Origin of the sequence: Falsiporphyromonas endometrii (genome assembly GCF_042654485.1) — a bacterium.
Lineage (GTDB): Bacteria > Bacteroidota > Bacteroidia > Bacteroidales > Porphyromonadaceae > Porphyromonas > Porphyromonas endometrii.
The window spans coordinates 1-12,163 of the sequence record NZ_JBHSGO010000168.1; the positions used below are offsets into that span (position 1 = coordinate 1).

Genomic DNA, 12,163 nt, shown 5'->3' on the forward strand with positions numbered 1-12,163 from the left:
GCTATAACTAGAATATCGCTTAACTTATGCTTGCAACGACCCACTACACGTGGATCTTCTACATTAGAAAAATAATCTTGTATATCCATAACCCAAAGATAAGCCTATTTTGATGCGGTTGCCCTGGATGGAGTATTGCCTTTGTTCTTGGTTTTGATGCTTCTTGGCGAGATGGTCGTCAAATAATGCCTTTGATATAGATGTGTATCTTTGGAGCAATTCCTTATGATTGGTTTTTACTACAATATTATCATAATGATTGATGAGGTTTCTTAGCTCGGAAATTCTTATTTCATAAACTTTCTGATTGAGATAGTGATGCAATTTATCATTGTTGATGTCGAGAAGATCATCCTTGGTGATATGGAATTTCCACAAGAGTTTAATTCTCCAAAGAAGCCTTTTAATCTTTCCCTCAGAGGGCTTTTCTTCAATTGTTTTCCTGATATTGGATAACTTTTGAAGAGTCCAATTAAACTTAAATAGCTGTTCGAAGGTATTCTTATCCGTTGTTTCTAAGGGTTGCTCTTTTAGGATATGCTTTTGATCTGTTTCTAATGCCATCAATTCTTCTCGGTATTTTGCGAGTTTATTGGCCGCATAAAAACCTTTCTGAAGCTTCTTTGACAATGAGATAATTTCATTTTCATATTTATTTAAGCACTCTCTTGACAGCATCTTTCTAATTGGAGTTGGTTTTAATTGTCCTTCATCAAAAAAACTCTCTTTATTATCCTTATTGCCAAGGAGTGCATATAGCTCTGAATAGCCATATTTATCAAGCTTGTCAGCGATATTGGTAATGGCGGCATTGTTGTTGGAGCTTATGGCAATACTATGATTTCGAACAATAAGATTGGCTATAATATTGAGTATTGTCTGTGTTTTGCCGGTTCCAGGTGGGCCTTCAATTATGGTGATTCGATTATTTATAGAGGCTTCTGTGGCTTTTTTCTGACTCTCATTGCATCCGAAAGGGTAGATAAAAGTATCCTTATTCCATTGTTTTTTTGAGCCGGGGTGTATGCCACGAATATAATAGTAGAGAATACGGTTGTTATTGTCCGGATTGATACTATCAAATTGGGATAGAATCATGTCTCTTAGAGAGAAGTCCTCATTGAATCCGTCATCGTTTTCACTTAAGATCTCCTTGGGCAAATTGTTGAAGGCCGGTGTGTCTGAAGCAATTATATCCCGGAGATAATTTAGAGTTTGATTGACATTTTGATTTTTACTTTCCTTGGGTGTTATGTAGATTTCGGAAGTCTTACGGAGAATCTCTTTGCCGTTGTTTTGTCGTAGAAGGACATAGTCTTTGTAAAAATCAACCTGATCATATATATTTTCAAATCGTTGATGCAGCACCTTGATATGGTATTCGCTATAGTCATAGGGATATATCTTCACTTTTTCGAATCCATACTTATAGATAGTGTCTCCATTATTAAATCTGATACAATATCCATTTGAATATCTTCCCTCAATGACCGCGTTGCGTTGCCATCTGTACTCTTTACGTTTTTGACTGAATAGAAATAAAATATAAGGTCTTGGAGTAAGATTATTATTCATCGTTATATTCATCTAATGATAACAAACATAATATAATAATTGGTTATAAAGAGGTCATTGGAAATCTCAAAACATCTATCTTCAATTGGGGGGTGTTGTGAAATGGGATTCTCTTTGATATCTTAATCATTGGTAAAGAATATTCTCGATGGAGAAAAGCATATTACTTACCTTGCTTTTGATTGTCATTTCCCTTGGCAAAAAGGGTAAAAGATGTATTATCAGATGGTGCGAATACTTTCCGAGTGTCAAATGCAATCTTAAGAATGACCTTTCTATTTGGACTGTGAAGTTCGTAGAGGAAAAGTTATATTTATAAGTACTGTTAGTTTGAATACTACTCAATCAGCCTTAATCTTCCCTTAAAGTTTGTGCGATAAAGTATCATCAGATCTTAAAAGTTAGTATTTTGGGTGTAACTTAGAGTTGTATTTAGAACTCCGCTTGGTATGACGGTATCAATGAATGAAGGTTTCTGATCGAAATATGTACCAAAGTATTTATCAATACATCTTTCTCAATAAAGGAATATCTTTATATATTTGCCGGACAATTATTAGGTGATTATGTAGTATATAGATTCAAGAGATTGATTTTTAAACTATTACTAAATTTTATAGTAACATTATGAACAAGAAATTATTTTTCAGTGCAGCTATTTTTGCATGCGCTTTGACGCTGTCTTCTTGTGGAAACAGCAAAAAAACAGGACAAGAGAGTACGACAACAGATTCTGTTACAGCTTCCAACTTTGATTTCTCGGGTGTATATCAAACTACACCTACCGATACAATTTCGCTTGGCTATTATCAATCTTTGAGCATTACTCCTGCTGACAGCCTTTATGATATTGTCTTTTCAGCGTCTAAAGTGAATGGTCGTGAAGGATGTAGCTTTACCGGTAAGGGGCACATCTCCAATGATACCATTTTCGTTGATATAGATGATGCTGAGAATGCGGTAATGACTATCATACCGACTAAGGACAAATTGGGCGTAGAGGTTGCGACTCTCAAAGAAGATAATCGCATGAAGCTCAACTTCTATTGCTCAGGAGGAGCTACATTAGCGGGTACTTATCTCAAGAATACAGTTTCAAATGATCATGTTGGAGCCGTAAAACAAGGTGAAACAATTGGAGAACTTCTCAACAACCTTCCAAAAGAGCAGGTTAAGAAGTCTGAAGGTCACGGGGAGCATGCAGAAGATATTTTTGATGATTATACTATTTATGATCAAGATGGGGGAGAGCTGTTTGTTGTGACCCCAAAGGATAGAGATAATATGCAATCATCTATTAATAGAGTGCTTGTTAAAAGTTTAATGTTCATTACTGACAAGGGCATTTCTAAATTGTCATCATTTGGAGATGTTATCAAGGCATACCCGGATTACAAAATCGAACCAACAGAATCGGAAGTCGTTGTAAATGCCGGTGACAATCTATCATTCTCATTTGACAAGAAGAATCTAAAAGAAGGTTGGTGGAATGAAAAAGATAAGACAGTCAATCTTGATAAGATCCCTACAGATCTTAAGGTGAAAGATTTTATCGTTTGGTGGAAGTAAGCTAATACAAACTTACTATTCATAAATAGGTTGAAGGCTGTGTCTCATCGAGGAGGCACAGCCTTCTTTGTGGTTCGTCCGACATGGACATAATCTAACGGGTGCAAGATCCTAACGCAACCTTATGTCGGTTAGCCTACAGCTGAAGGCAAGGTTGTCTGTCGCTATGCGGAATCATAAGGAAGCTTGTAAGAAAAGCACTGATCTAAGGAACAGAAAATTGACACTAAGGTATATGAGTGTGGGTGAGTCTGCTATGCGAGACAACGCCCAAAAGATATAAGGAACACTCGGTGTAAATCAAGCGGATATAAGTGTGAAAGATTATGTTCTTAATCGAGGGTGTCTCATGGAAGTTCCACGTATGTGCCAACTATAAGGAGCGGAGTAAAGCTTGATATGAGAAGTCAGACGAGGTCAAAGTACCGAATTACGAGATGATTTTGGAAGGATTGAACCACGCAGTACGATAGTAATTGCAAAAACCTGTGATAACCCTTAGTGGCCGGATGTCCGGATAGGAGCTCCTTGCCAGACGATAGGTCGGAAACCGACAATTGGCAAGAGTGGTGTTATTCCAAGGAATGACCAAAGACAACATTGTACACACAAAAGTGGCAAAGCGTGTAACCGCCGTATGCGGAACCACTTGTACGGTGGTGGGGAAGGTCGGAAAACGAAAGTGTGGCCGTGTCAAAACATGAAATTGTGAGAAGCTCTTTTTGAATTGATAGCCACAGCACTTTTATCAATTCATTCCAAATAGGTCGATAGAACATTTGATTATCATTAGGTTTAAAATATTGTAAACCATTTGGACCTTTATGACAACATCTCAAAAGGTGAGGTAAAATTAAGCTGTTGACAATCATTTATAATGATTATAAAGTGATGATATATATATTGTATTAAGAGAACTAATTCCTAATGACATCATTAGAATCTGCCATCAAATGACAAATTTGCGTTAAAAACAATCGCTACCATTGATTTTTTAGCTCTTTGATAGTGATTGTTCTTTACAAATGATAGATGATTTATCTCAAATGTAATTCTGACGCAGCTTCGCCCGATTCACTAAAGCAATATTAGAGCGATACAACTTTGTACAGAGATTGGTTCTTAAAAAACAACTTCTTAATTTAGAATATAAATATTAACTTTGGTGAACAAAATCAATTGTTTAACTATAATAACTAACATATCATTTGAGCTCCAATAGTTTTAACTCAAATAAGTGAATGGAAAGATGAAGCATTTATGAAGTTTATTTTGAACTGATTTTGGTATCTGACCAAGGTACAATGAGCTTATGACCGCTGTTGCAGGATGAAATAGATCATAAACGTATATCTTGAAATTATCTGTTGATCCGATACTAATGCTTTAGGCATTATGAGTTAAAGGTTTGTATGATTGGTTTGAATGGTATTGTTATAAAAAAGATATGTTATGAGTCAAAGTCTATTATTTGCCCTTTTAGGGTTGGCAGTATTGATCATTGCAGTATGGCAAAACTTTGCTAACAGAAAACGTATACACAAACGTATCCACAAGTACGATGACAAAGAGAAAGAAACCAAGAGAGAAAAAATCTCACACTAAGCTATTAGAATATTAAGATATTATTTCTTCTCAACTGAGGTTTGGTAATAGATCCGAGTTTTGGCTCTATAGGGTTTGCCTTGTACCATTCCTTCGCCACTTAGGATCCCTTTTCCCGTAGACTCTTTTAGGATACCGCTATTGCGATCAACCATAATTAGTGTCGTGATAGCACCGGCGAATTGTATCCCGTTTTGTGACATGGTAAGATGATTAACCTGCTCTATGTAGTAGTACTTGTTATCTATATTCTTAAGCGTATTGATGATTTTGCCGTCTGTTTGGACTTGAACACCATTGCCACTTGCATATGAATTGCCTCTTGTCTCCCAACTCTCACCTATACCTATGGGTTTTGTGGGATAGCGGAGATTGATAGGGCATTGAAAATTGGATCGCAGAGAATTGAGAAAATATTCACTCATGCCGGGTATCACGTCATCCAAAGCCTTCACAACTTTGCTGAGGTCTGCTGAGCCAATTGGTGATCCATAGTGATCTATCTTTTGAAAGATAGGTTTGTCGATAATAGCTTTTAGAGCCTTGTTTTCAGAATTAGTGGGGTCATTTGTCGATATGGAAGTGTATGGGATATTTTGAACCTTCACGGTCATATCCATCCGGTTCATAGTGTATTTGAGATCAAACTCACCTGTTTTATTTCCCGGAAAGATTTGAAGTCCCTGCTTAATCAATACGCTTTGATCTATATTATTATTTTGCCCGGCAACTTCAAAACTTATATTGGAAGAACTGTGGGTTGTAAATTCGTATGAAGATTTATCTGTGGCTATCTCGAGTTGATATTTCTGTTGAGCAAAGATTTGTGGACAAAGTATTGAAAGTACAAAGGGTAGGGCGATAAGAGCGATGTGTTTAGTCATGATGTATTAGAATTTGTACAGATAATTGATCTTAAGAGTCCCAACCATTTCACTTGATTTGTCGTATGGATCTTTGGCTGTGTTGGAGAAAATATCATTGAAGGCATAGTTGAAGCGACCCTCAAGCTCTATTAATCCAAGTTTACCCATGTCAAAAGAGATGCCGGGTCCGCCGACCAATCCCCAACCAAACTTACCTTTGACTTCTAAGTTGTGTCGCTTGATCTCAGTTTTGTTGAATCCCTCTCCTTCGATAGAGGCTTGATTGTTAAGCATAAAACTGATTTGAGGGCCCATGTTTAGGAAAAAACGAAATCTGCCCGCTCTTAAAAATAGATTGCTCATCAGTGGAATGTCAATCCATTTGAGTTGCATCTGATAAGCCGGATTGCCTTCTCTGTCCGGCTCGAAGTATTCTTTCCAACCTCTTTGTGAATAGTTGACCTCTAATTGTACTCCGGCGAAAGATTCTACCTCGGCACGAGCCATTATTCCTCCCATATATCCTATGTATGAATCTAATGAAACCTTGGGGTGATATGCCAGTCTACTCATGGATACACCGCCGGACAATCCAACGAATAATTTAGGTTGATAGGGTGGTTTGGGCTGAGCATTGAGATTTGTCACTGCAATGATTGTAGCGACTATGATAAGTAGCAGATATCTAACAGACCTTTTCATAAGATAGTTACTTGGCATTTACGATGGTTTCTCTCAAAGCGGGACGATCTGATTTGGGAGTAACAAAAAACACATTGGCATTTACATGAATCTTCGTGCCATCGGGCTGAACAAATCTAAAATCACTTTGAAGACCATTGGATACAAGTTCAGCTCGATCTTTGTAGAAGTATATACCACCATTGTGTATGGCATAGATAAAATATTTGGCTATGTCATATCCAAGTACGCTATATTTGGGATAAGTATCTGTCACCTTATGATTGTACCAAGCATAGAACTTATTTAGAAAAATGTTGGCATCTTTTGTCCCAAGCGGGAAGTAAAAAGACGAGTAGAATGTGGTGTTATACTTGGGCATCCTCTTCTGAAGGTTAGAAGCAAAAGACTGCCAAGCCGGATAGCCAAATACCTTGCAGCTGATCTCTTGTGCATCAAGTCGATCGAAAAGCTCGGTTAATGTTGTACTCTTTGCATTACAAGGCATTACAACAGCATTATTGATGCTATTGTCGAGCGTCTTGATATCTCTAATTCTGTATGAAATATTAGCGTCCGAAAGAGCTTGTTGAAGGTAACTTATAAGAGGATCATCTGGAAATCTATTGCTGACGAAATAGATTGTATTGTTGCCATATCTTTTGATAAACTCTTTTGCTATGTAAGGATAAAGTGTTTGCTGTAGAGGATTTATTTTGAATAATGTCGAATAAGTGGCTTCATCACTGATCTTGGAGGAGAAGGGAACGACATAGTTGATGTTCTTTTCTTTGCAAAAGTCTGCCAACAAATCAATCTCATTATCATCGCTTCCACCTATCAAAAGATGTTCTCCATACAATGCTCCACTATTGATTAGATGTTTGGTGTCAGCTACACCATCGATGTGATAGGTGTGAAGAACAACAGAGATATTTTGCTTCTTCAAATCGTTTAATCCCATCAAAAAGCCTTCCAAAAAATGTAAATACCTATCAGAGGAACCACTCTTTAGAGGTAATGCAATGCTTACCCTTACTGTATCATGTTGGTTTAGCTGATTGCTGATGGCAGGATAATGGTCAGAGGTTATAAAGATTTCTTGATTTGTGGCATTCTTATCTGTATCAGAATCTGTCACTTTGTCTGCATCCTTAACCTTTCCGGTATCGGGAATAAGCAGGATGAAGTTGGCTTTATAATGATCTCTGTCAATCTCCGGATTGAGCTTTAGAATAGATTCAATACTTACCCCGTAATACTTGGCAATCGAAGTAAGTGTCTCTCCTTGTTTAATTCGATGTCTGAGGACTTGTTGCCTTGGGGGTGTTTGAGTAATGCTTTTGTTTTGTGGAATATTGATAAACTCTCCGGAGCGAAGCGAACGTTTGCTGAGTTCCGGATTGAGCCTTAATATCTCTCCCTCTGTGGTGTTGTATTTCTTTGCGATACCATAGACTGTCTCACTTTTTTCTACATAATGTTTTTTTGTTTGAGCTGATAGGTGACCAAAGGAGAGGCCTAACCCAAGGATCAAGCAAAACAGTCCGTAATGAATAATCTTTTTGTTCATCTGTAAATCCTTTCTAATCTATTCGCGGAAGGAAGTCAATTTGAGATCCCTTAACCTATTAGTTGTTTGTGGCTTACTTAAATTTTAGACCTCTATCTGTAGTTACATAGTACTCTATGCTTTTTGGATATGGGCCGAAATCAAATCATAACCATCCTATTGCTAAAACGACAATATAGGTTTACCATGTACAAAATTAAGAAAATAAGTGAGATGAGAGGTCCGAGTTCTTTGTTTGAAGCCTTCTTCTCGTTCCTCCCATAGAAGTTGCTTTTGATGTTGTTTTTCAATTAAGAAAGGGAGTAGAGTGTAAGTCAATACAAATAGGGTTGTGCCTCAATGAATGAGACACAACCCTGCCTATAAATTAAAAGGATATTCAATTATATCTTCTTAACGATTTCCATACCACGTTTGATAGCTTCTTCATTCATCGGAATAAGCTTGTGGTGACGTTCAGGAAGTGATTTCTTCAATCCTGCAACAACGCTATCGAGTGTTACCATCGGAGCAATCTTAAGCACACCGCCAAGTACAATCATATTGAAACTCTTTTGGTTACCCATTCTTAGAGCCTCTTCTGTAGCATCAACTTCATATACATTGATGTCAGTACGAGTTGGCTTACGATGAATACCGTTTGGATCAAAGAAGATGCAACCACCTTTCTTTACTTTAGACTCAAACTTGTCCATAGAAGGCTGGTTGAGTACAATAACGATATCATATTCATTTACAACCGGTGAGCTAACCGGTTCGTCACTTACTATTACTGTTACGTTTGATGTACCACCGCGTTGTTCCGGTCCGTAAGAAGGCATCCATGAAACTTCCTTTCCTTCCATTAGTCCTGAGTATGCGAGGATCTTACCCATTGAGAGCACACCCTGACCACCGAAACCCGCAATTACTATTTCATATGTCATAATATTATCGAGGTTTATTGATTATTCTTGTTCTGACTTGTGATCAACATCCTTAAGGTCTCCAAAAGGATATTTCTTAGCCATGTGCTCAATCATCCATTCATTAGAAGCAGAAGGAGACATCTTCCAACCTGAGTTGCAAGTAGCTACAATCTCAACTACAGATGTACCCTTGTGGTCAAGAGAATTTTGGAAAGCCTTTTTCAAAGCAGCCTTTGTCTTGCGAACTGCACCTGCAGTGTGGACAGATTGACGTGTTACATAGCATGTACCGTCAAGTTCTTTGAGAAGATTAGAAATCTTCAGAGGATAACCGTTGAGTTCGGCATTACGACCTGCCGGGCAAGTAGCTGTCTTCATTCCTATCAAGGTGGTAGGAGCCATTTGTCCACCGGTCATACCATAGATACCATTATTGATAAATACGATAGTGATGTTTTCACCACGGTTACATGCATGAATGGTTTCTGCTGTACCAATAGCGGCAAGGTCACCGTCTCCCTGGTATGTGAATACAAGTTTGTCGGGATTTAGTCGGCTTGCTGCTGTTGCAAGGGCAGGTGCTCTACCATGGGCTGCCTCTTGAAAGTCAACATCAATATATTTGTATGCGAATACTGCACAACCCACCGGAGCAATTCCGATTGCTTTGTCAGTCAATCCCATTTCTCCGATTACTTCTGAAATCAATTTATGTACTACACCATGGCTACAACCTGGACAATAGTGCATAGCTACATCGTTGAGAAGCTCCGGTTTTTTATATACCAGGTTCTCCGGTTTGATAATATCGTTGATATCCATATTAGATGATATTCTTAATTTGTTATTTGTTGAAATGTTTTAGCAAGTAGGTAATGATGCGGACACCAATAGCCGTAAATCCAATCGTAATAAATATGACCGGTGTTTCCTTTATCAAAAAATATGTGACGAAGGTTGCAATTACCAGTATCAAAAAAATTACCGTCAGGACTTTCTGAAGCTTAATATTGGTTTCTGGTTTCATCTATCCCACTATGATTATTTCATAAGTTTAGCCTTGAGAGCATCCAACACTTCATCCGGTGTAAAGATCATACCACCCATACGGCCATAGTGCTCAACCGGAACTTTTCCGTTGACAGCCAGGCGAACATCTTCTACCATCTGTCCTGCGTTCAACTCAACAGAAAGCATACCCTTTACTTTGTTTGCATGTTCTGCAATTGCTTTCTTTGGGAACGGCCACAAAGTAATAGGACGAAGAAGACCAACCTTGATGCCTTGTTCGCGTGCCAACTGTACGACCTTCATACATATACGTGCTGAAGAACCGAATGCAACGAGCAAATATTCTGCGTCTTCTGTTTGATATTCTTGATAGCGAACTTCGTTTTCCTCGATTTTCGCATATTTCTCTTGGAAACGCTTGTTGTTTTGTTCCATTACAGCTGAGTCAAGCTCGAGTGATGTAATGAAATTTTGCGGGCGACCGTTCTTACGGCCCAAAGTTGCCCATGGAGACATCTCGCGTATCTCATCTTCTGTCCAACGCTTCTTTTGTTCCGGTAGAACTACCTTTTCCATCATCTGACCAATGATACCGTCAGATAGGATAAGTGAAGGATTGCGATATTTGAATGCAAGATCAAATCCAAGTTCAACAAAATCAACCATTTCTTGTACCGAATACGGAGCAAGTGTGATTAGTTTGTAGTCACCGTGACCACCACCTTTTACACTTTGGAAATAGTCTGCCTGGCTGGGCTGGATCGTTCCAAGGCCTGGTCCACCACGCATTACGTTTACAATCAAACATGGAAGTTCTGCACCAGCGCAATAGCTGATACCTTCCTGCTTAAGGCTGACACCCGGTGAAGATGAAGATGTCATCACCTTCTTACCACAAGATGCGCCACCATATACCATATTGATAGCGGCAACCTCTGACTCAGCTTGCAGTACCACCATACCGGTTTTATCCCAAGGTGCTTCAGCTGTCAATGTTTCCAAAACTTCTGATTGTGGAGTAATTGGATAACCAAAATATCCGTCCACACCATTCAGAATTGCTGAATGGGCGAGGGCTTCATTGCCCTTCATTAATTTAACTTCTCCTGCCATTTCTTGCAGCAATTTACAATGTTTACAACTTAACCTTGTAGACGGTTATGCAACCATCAGGACATACTGTGCCACAAGAGGCACAACCAATACAACTCTCGGGATTTTTCATATATGAATAATGATATCCCTTGTCATTTACTTCCTGGGGGTGAAGCTCGAGCACCTTAGTTGGGCAAGCCACCACGCAAAGATTGCATCCTTTGCAACGCTGTGTGTCTACTACCACAGCTCCTCTGAATTTAGCCATTATAACTTTTTCTGATGTAATTGAATACTTTAAGTCTAACAATTCAGGTAAGTAGAATACGGTAATATATCCCTAAAAATAGGTATGTGTTTCCTCTCCTACATTCCTCAATGCCCCTCAAAGATAGCTAAACCTTTTATAGAAATCCAAACATTTTGGTGTTAATCTGTGATTTTTTTGCCCCAAAAAGTATCTATTAGATATTAAAAGCGATAACTATCTACCAATAAATAGTGACACTTTTCTTTTTTAGAGTTTGATTTAGGTATTTGTAATATCAATCTGATAAGATAATACGGATATTAGCTTACTAAATGATATTTTGTATTTCAATAGAATAATTTGGTCGTAAGATGAGTTTATGACTCATTTTTCTATTATTTTGGCGATAAATAAGTCTTTTGTCACGTGGATATGCTTTTTGTTCCTTGTTTGTATTTAATATCGATGGATATTCTCTATTGCTTAGTGTCCGTATTTTAAATGTTAAAATGCCTGATTGTGCAATTTGCATATTACATTTTGATATTTTGTAATGCTCCTTTATTCTATCATTCTATCGGTATTTTATCAATTCTTTCTAAATGTGGAATGAGGTGATGACATTTGTTTGATTCTTTGTGTTTCTGCTTTTGGTATAAATCAATAGAGTGGTATGGGCGTAAATAATAGTAAGCCGGATGTATTAGGACGGGCAATTGTTGCCGTAATATTTAGCCTAAAACAGTATAAATAACAGGGTAAATAGGTGGTTATTATACAAATAATGTAAATTTATTTAGCTGTTTATTAGCCATAAAAAAGTACTTTATTGACCTAAAAAGAGGCTCATTCTCCACAAAATCTAAAAGTAATAGGACGAAACCGTCCTATCTAAGTGTTAATATACAATACTTCGGTAAATTTTTACCGAAAAATTAAAAGTTAAACAATAGAACTGACAAAAGTCGGTTCGAAAACACTAAAGAGATCATTGAAATGTTGTCAAAACGAATGGTTAAGCATGAAGAAA

The 12,163-nt window shown here is 37.8% G+C and carries 11 protein-coding genes; 2 read left to right on the forward strand and 9 right to left on the reverse strand.

Annotated elements, in window-relative coordinates:
• Nucleotides 1-63: 63 nt before the first annotated feature.
• A complete protein-coding gene (locus ACFO3G_RS05405) occupies nt 64-1,575 on the reverse strand; it encodes an AAA domain-containing protein (protein WP_380078714.1) in 1,512 nt (503 codons plus the stop codon).
• Nucleotides 1,576-1,723: 148 nt separating this feature from the next.
• On the opposite strand from ACFO3G_RS05405, the gene ACFO3G_RS05410 reads away from it, so the two are divergent.
• Entirely contained in the window at nt 1,724-1,894 is a 171-nt protein-coding gene (locus ACFO3G_RS05410; RefSeq protein WP_380078716.1) for a hypothetical protein, read from the forward strand.
• Nucleotides 1,895-2,202: 308 nt separating this feature from the next.
• On the forward strand, nt 2,203-3,144 hold the full coding sequence (locus ACFO3G_RS05415; RefSeq protein WP_380078718.1) for a hypothetical protein: 942 nt from the start codon (nt 2,203-2,205) through the stop codon (nt 3,142-3,144).
• Nucleotides 3,145-4,769: 1,625 nt separating this feature from the next.
• Here ACFO3G_RS05415 and ACFO3G_RS05420 read toward each other — a convergent pair.
• The 8 genes from ACFO3G_RS05420 to ACFO3G_RS05455 all read right to left on the reverse strand — a co-directional run bounded on the left by ACFO3G_RS05420 (nt 4,770) and on the right by ACFO3G_RS05455 (nt 11,151).
• Entirely contained in the window at nt 4,770-5,633 is an 864-nt protein-coding gene (locus tag ACFO3G_RS05420) for a DUF6263 family protein (RefSeq protein WP_380078720.1), read from the reverse strand.
• A gap of 6 nt (nt 5,634-5,639) precedes the next feature.
• On the reverse strand, nt 5,640-6,317 hold the full coding sequence (locus ACFO3G_RS05425) for a porin family protein (RefSeq protein ID WP_380078722.1): 678 nt from the start codon (nt 6,315-6,317) through the stop codon (nt 5,640-5,642).
• 7 nt (nt 6,318-6,324) lie between these two features.
• Entirely contained in the window at nt 6,325-7,869 is a 1,545-nt protein-coding gene (locus ACFO3G_RS05430; RefSeq protein ID WP_380078724.1) for a LysM peptidoglycan-binding domain-containing protein, read from the reverse strand.
• Nucleotides 7,870-8,252: 383 nt separating this feature from the next.
• Nucleotides 8,253-8,795 (reverse strand): 2-oxoacid:acceptor oxidoreductase family protein, encoded by a 543-nt coding sequence (locus ACFO3G_RS05435; RefSeq protein ID WP_380078726.1) that lies wholly within the window; start codon nt 8,793-8,795, stop codon nt 8,253-8,255.
• Nucleotides 8,796-8,816: 21 nt separating this feature from the next.
• Complete coding sequence (locus ACFO3G_RS05440) at nt 8,817-9,599, reverse strand: thiamine pyrophosphate-dependent enzyme (protein WP_380078728.1); 783 nt, start codon at nt 9,597-9,599, stop codon at nt 8,817-8,819.
• Between the two features lie 22 nt (nt 9,600-9,621).
• Nucleotides 9,622-9,804, reverse strand: a complete 183-nt coding sequence (locus ACFO3G_RS05445) for a hypothetical protein (protein WP_380078730.1) — start codon at nt 9,802-9,804, stop codon at nt 9,622-9,624.
• Nucleotides 9,805-9,818: 14 nt separating this feature from the next.
• Entirely contained in the window at nt 9,819-10,901 is a 1,083-nt protein-coding gene (locus ACFO3G_RS05450; RefSeq protein ID WP_380078732.1) for a 3-methyl-2-oxobutanoate dehydrogenase subunit VorB, read from the reverse strand.
• A gap of 22 nt (nt 10,902-10,923) precedes the next feature.
• Complete coding sequence (locus tag ACFO3G_RS05455; RefSeq protein WP_380078734.1) at nt 10,924-11,151, reverse strand: 4Fe-4S dicluster domain-containing protein; 228 nt, start codon at nt 11,149-11,151, stop codon at nt 10,924-10,926.
• Between the last annotated feature and the right edge of the window lie 1,012 nt (nt 11,152-12,163).

Excerpts from the sequence above, each read along its gene's own strand:
- ACFO3G_RS05405 (WP_380078714.1), bottom strand. The coding sequence starts at position 1,575 with ATGAATAATAATCTTACTCCAAGACCTTATATTTTATTTCTATTCAGT.
- ACFO3G_RS05410 (WP_380078716.1), top strand. The coding sequence starts at position 1,724 with ATGGAGAAAAGCATATTACTTACCTTGCTTTTGATTGTCATTTCCCTT.
- ACFO3G_RS05415 (WP_380078718.1), top strand. The coding sequence starts at position 2,203 with ATGAACAAGAAATTATTTTTCAGTGCAGCTATTTTTGCATGCGCTTTG.
- ACFO3G_RS05420 (WP_380078720.1), bottom strand. The coding sequence starts at position 5,633 with ATGACTAAACACATCGCTCTTATCGCCCTACCCTTTGTACTTTCAATA.
- ACFO3G_RS05425 (WP_380078722.1), bottom strand. The coding sequence starts at position 6,317 with ATGAAAAGGTCTGTTAGATATCTGCTACTTATCATAGTCGCTACAATC.
- ACFO3G_RS05430 (WP_380078724.1), bottom strand. The coding sequence starts at position 7,869 with ATGAACAAAAAGATTATTCATTACGGACTGTTTTGCTTGATCCTTGGG.
- ACFO3G_RS05435 (WP_380078726.1), bottom strand. The coding sequence starts at position 8,795 with ATGACATATGAAATAGTAATTGCGGGTTTCGGTGGTCAGGGTGTGCTC.
- ACFO3G_RS05440 (WP_380078728.1), bottom strand. The coding sequence starts at position 9,599 with ATGGATATCAACGATATTATCAAACCGGAGAACCTGGTATATAAAAAA.
- ACFO3G_RS05445 (WP_380078730.1), bottom strand. The coding sequence starts at position 9,804 with ATGAAACCAGAAACCAATATTAAGCTTCAGAAAGTCCTGACGGTAATT.
- ACFO3G_RS05450 (WP_380078732.1), bottom strand. The coding sequence starts at position 10,901 with ATGGCAGGAGAAGTTAAATTAATGAAGGGCAATGAAGCCCTCGCCCAT.
- ACFO3G_RS05455 (WP_380078734.1), bottom strand. The coding sequence starts at position 11,151 with ATGGCTAAATTCAGAGGAGCTGTGGTAGTAGACACACAGCGTTGCAAA.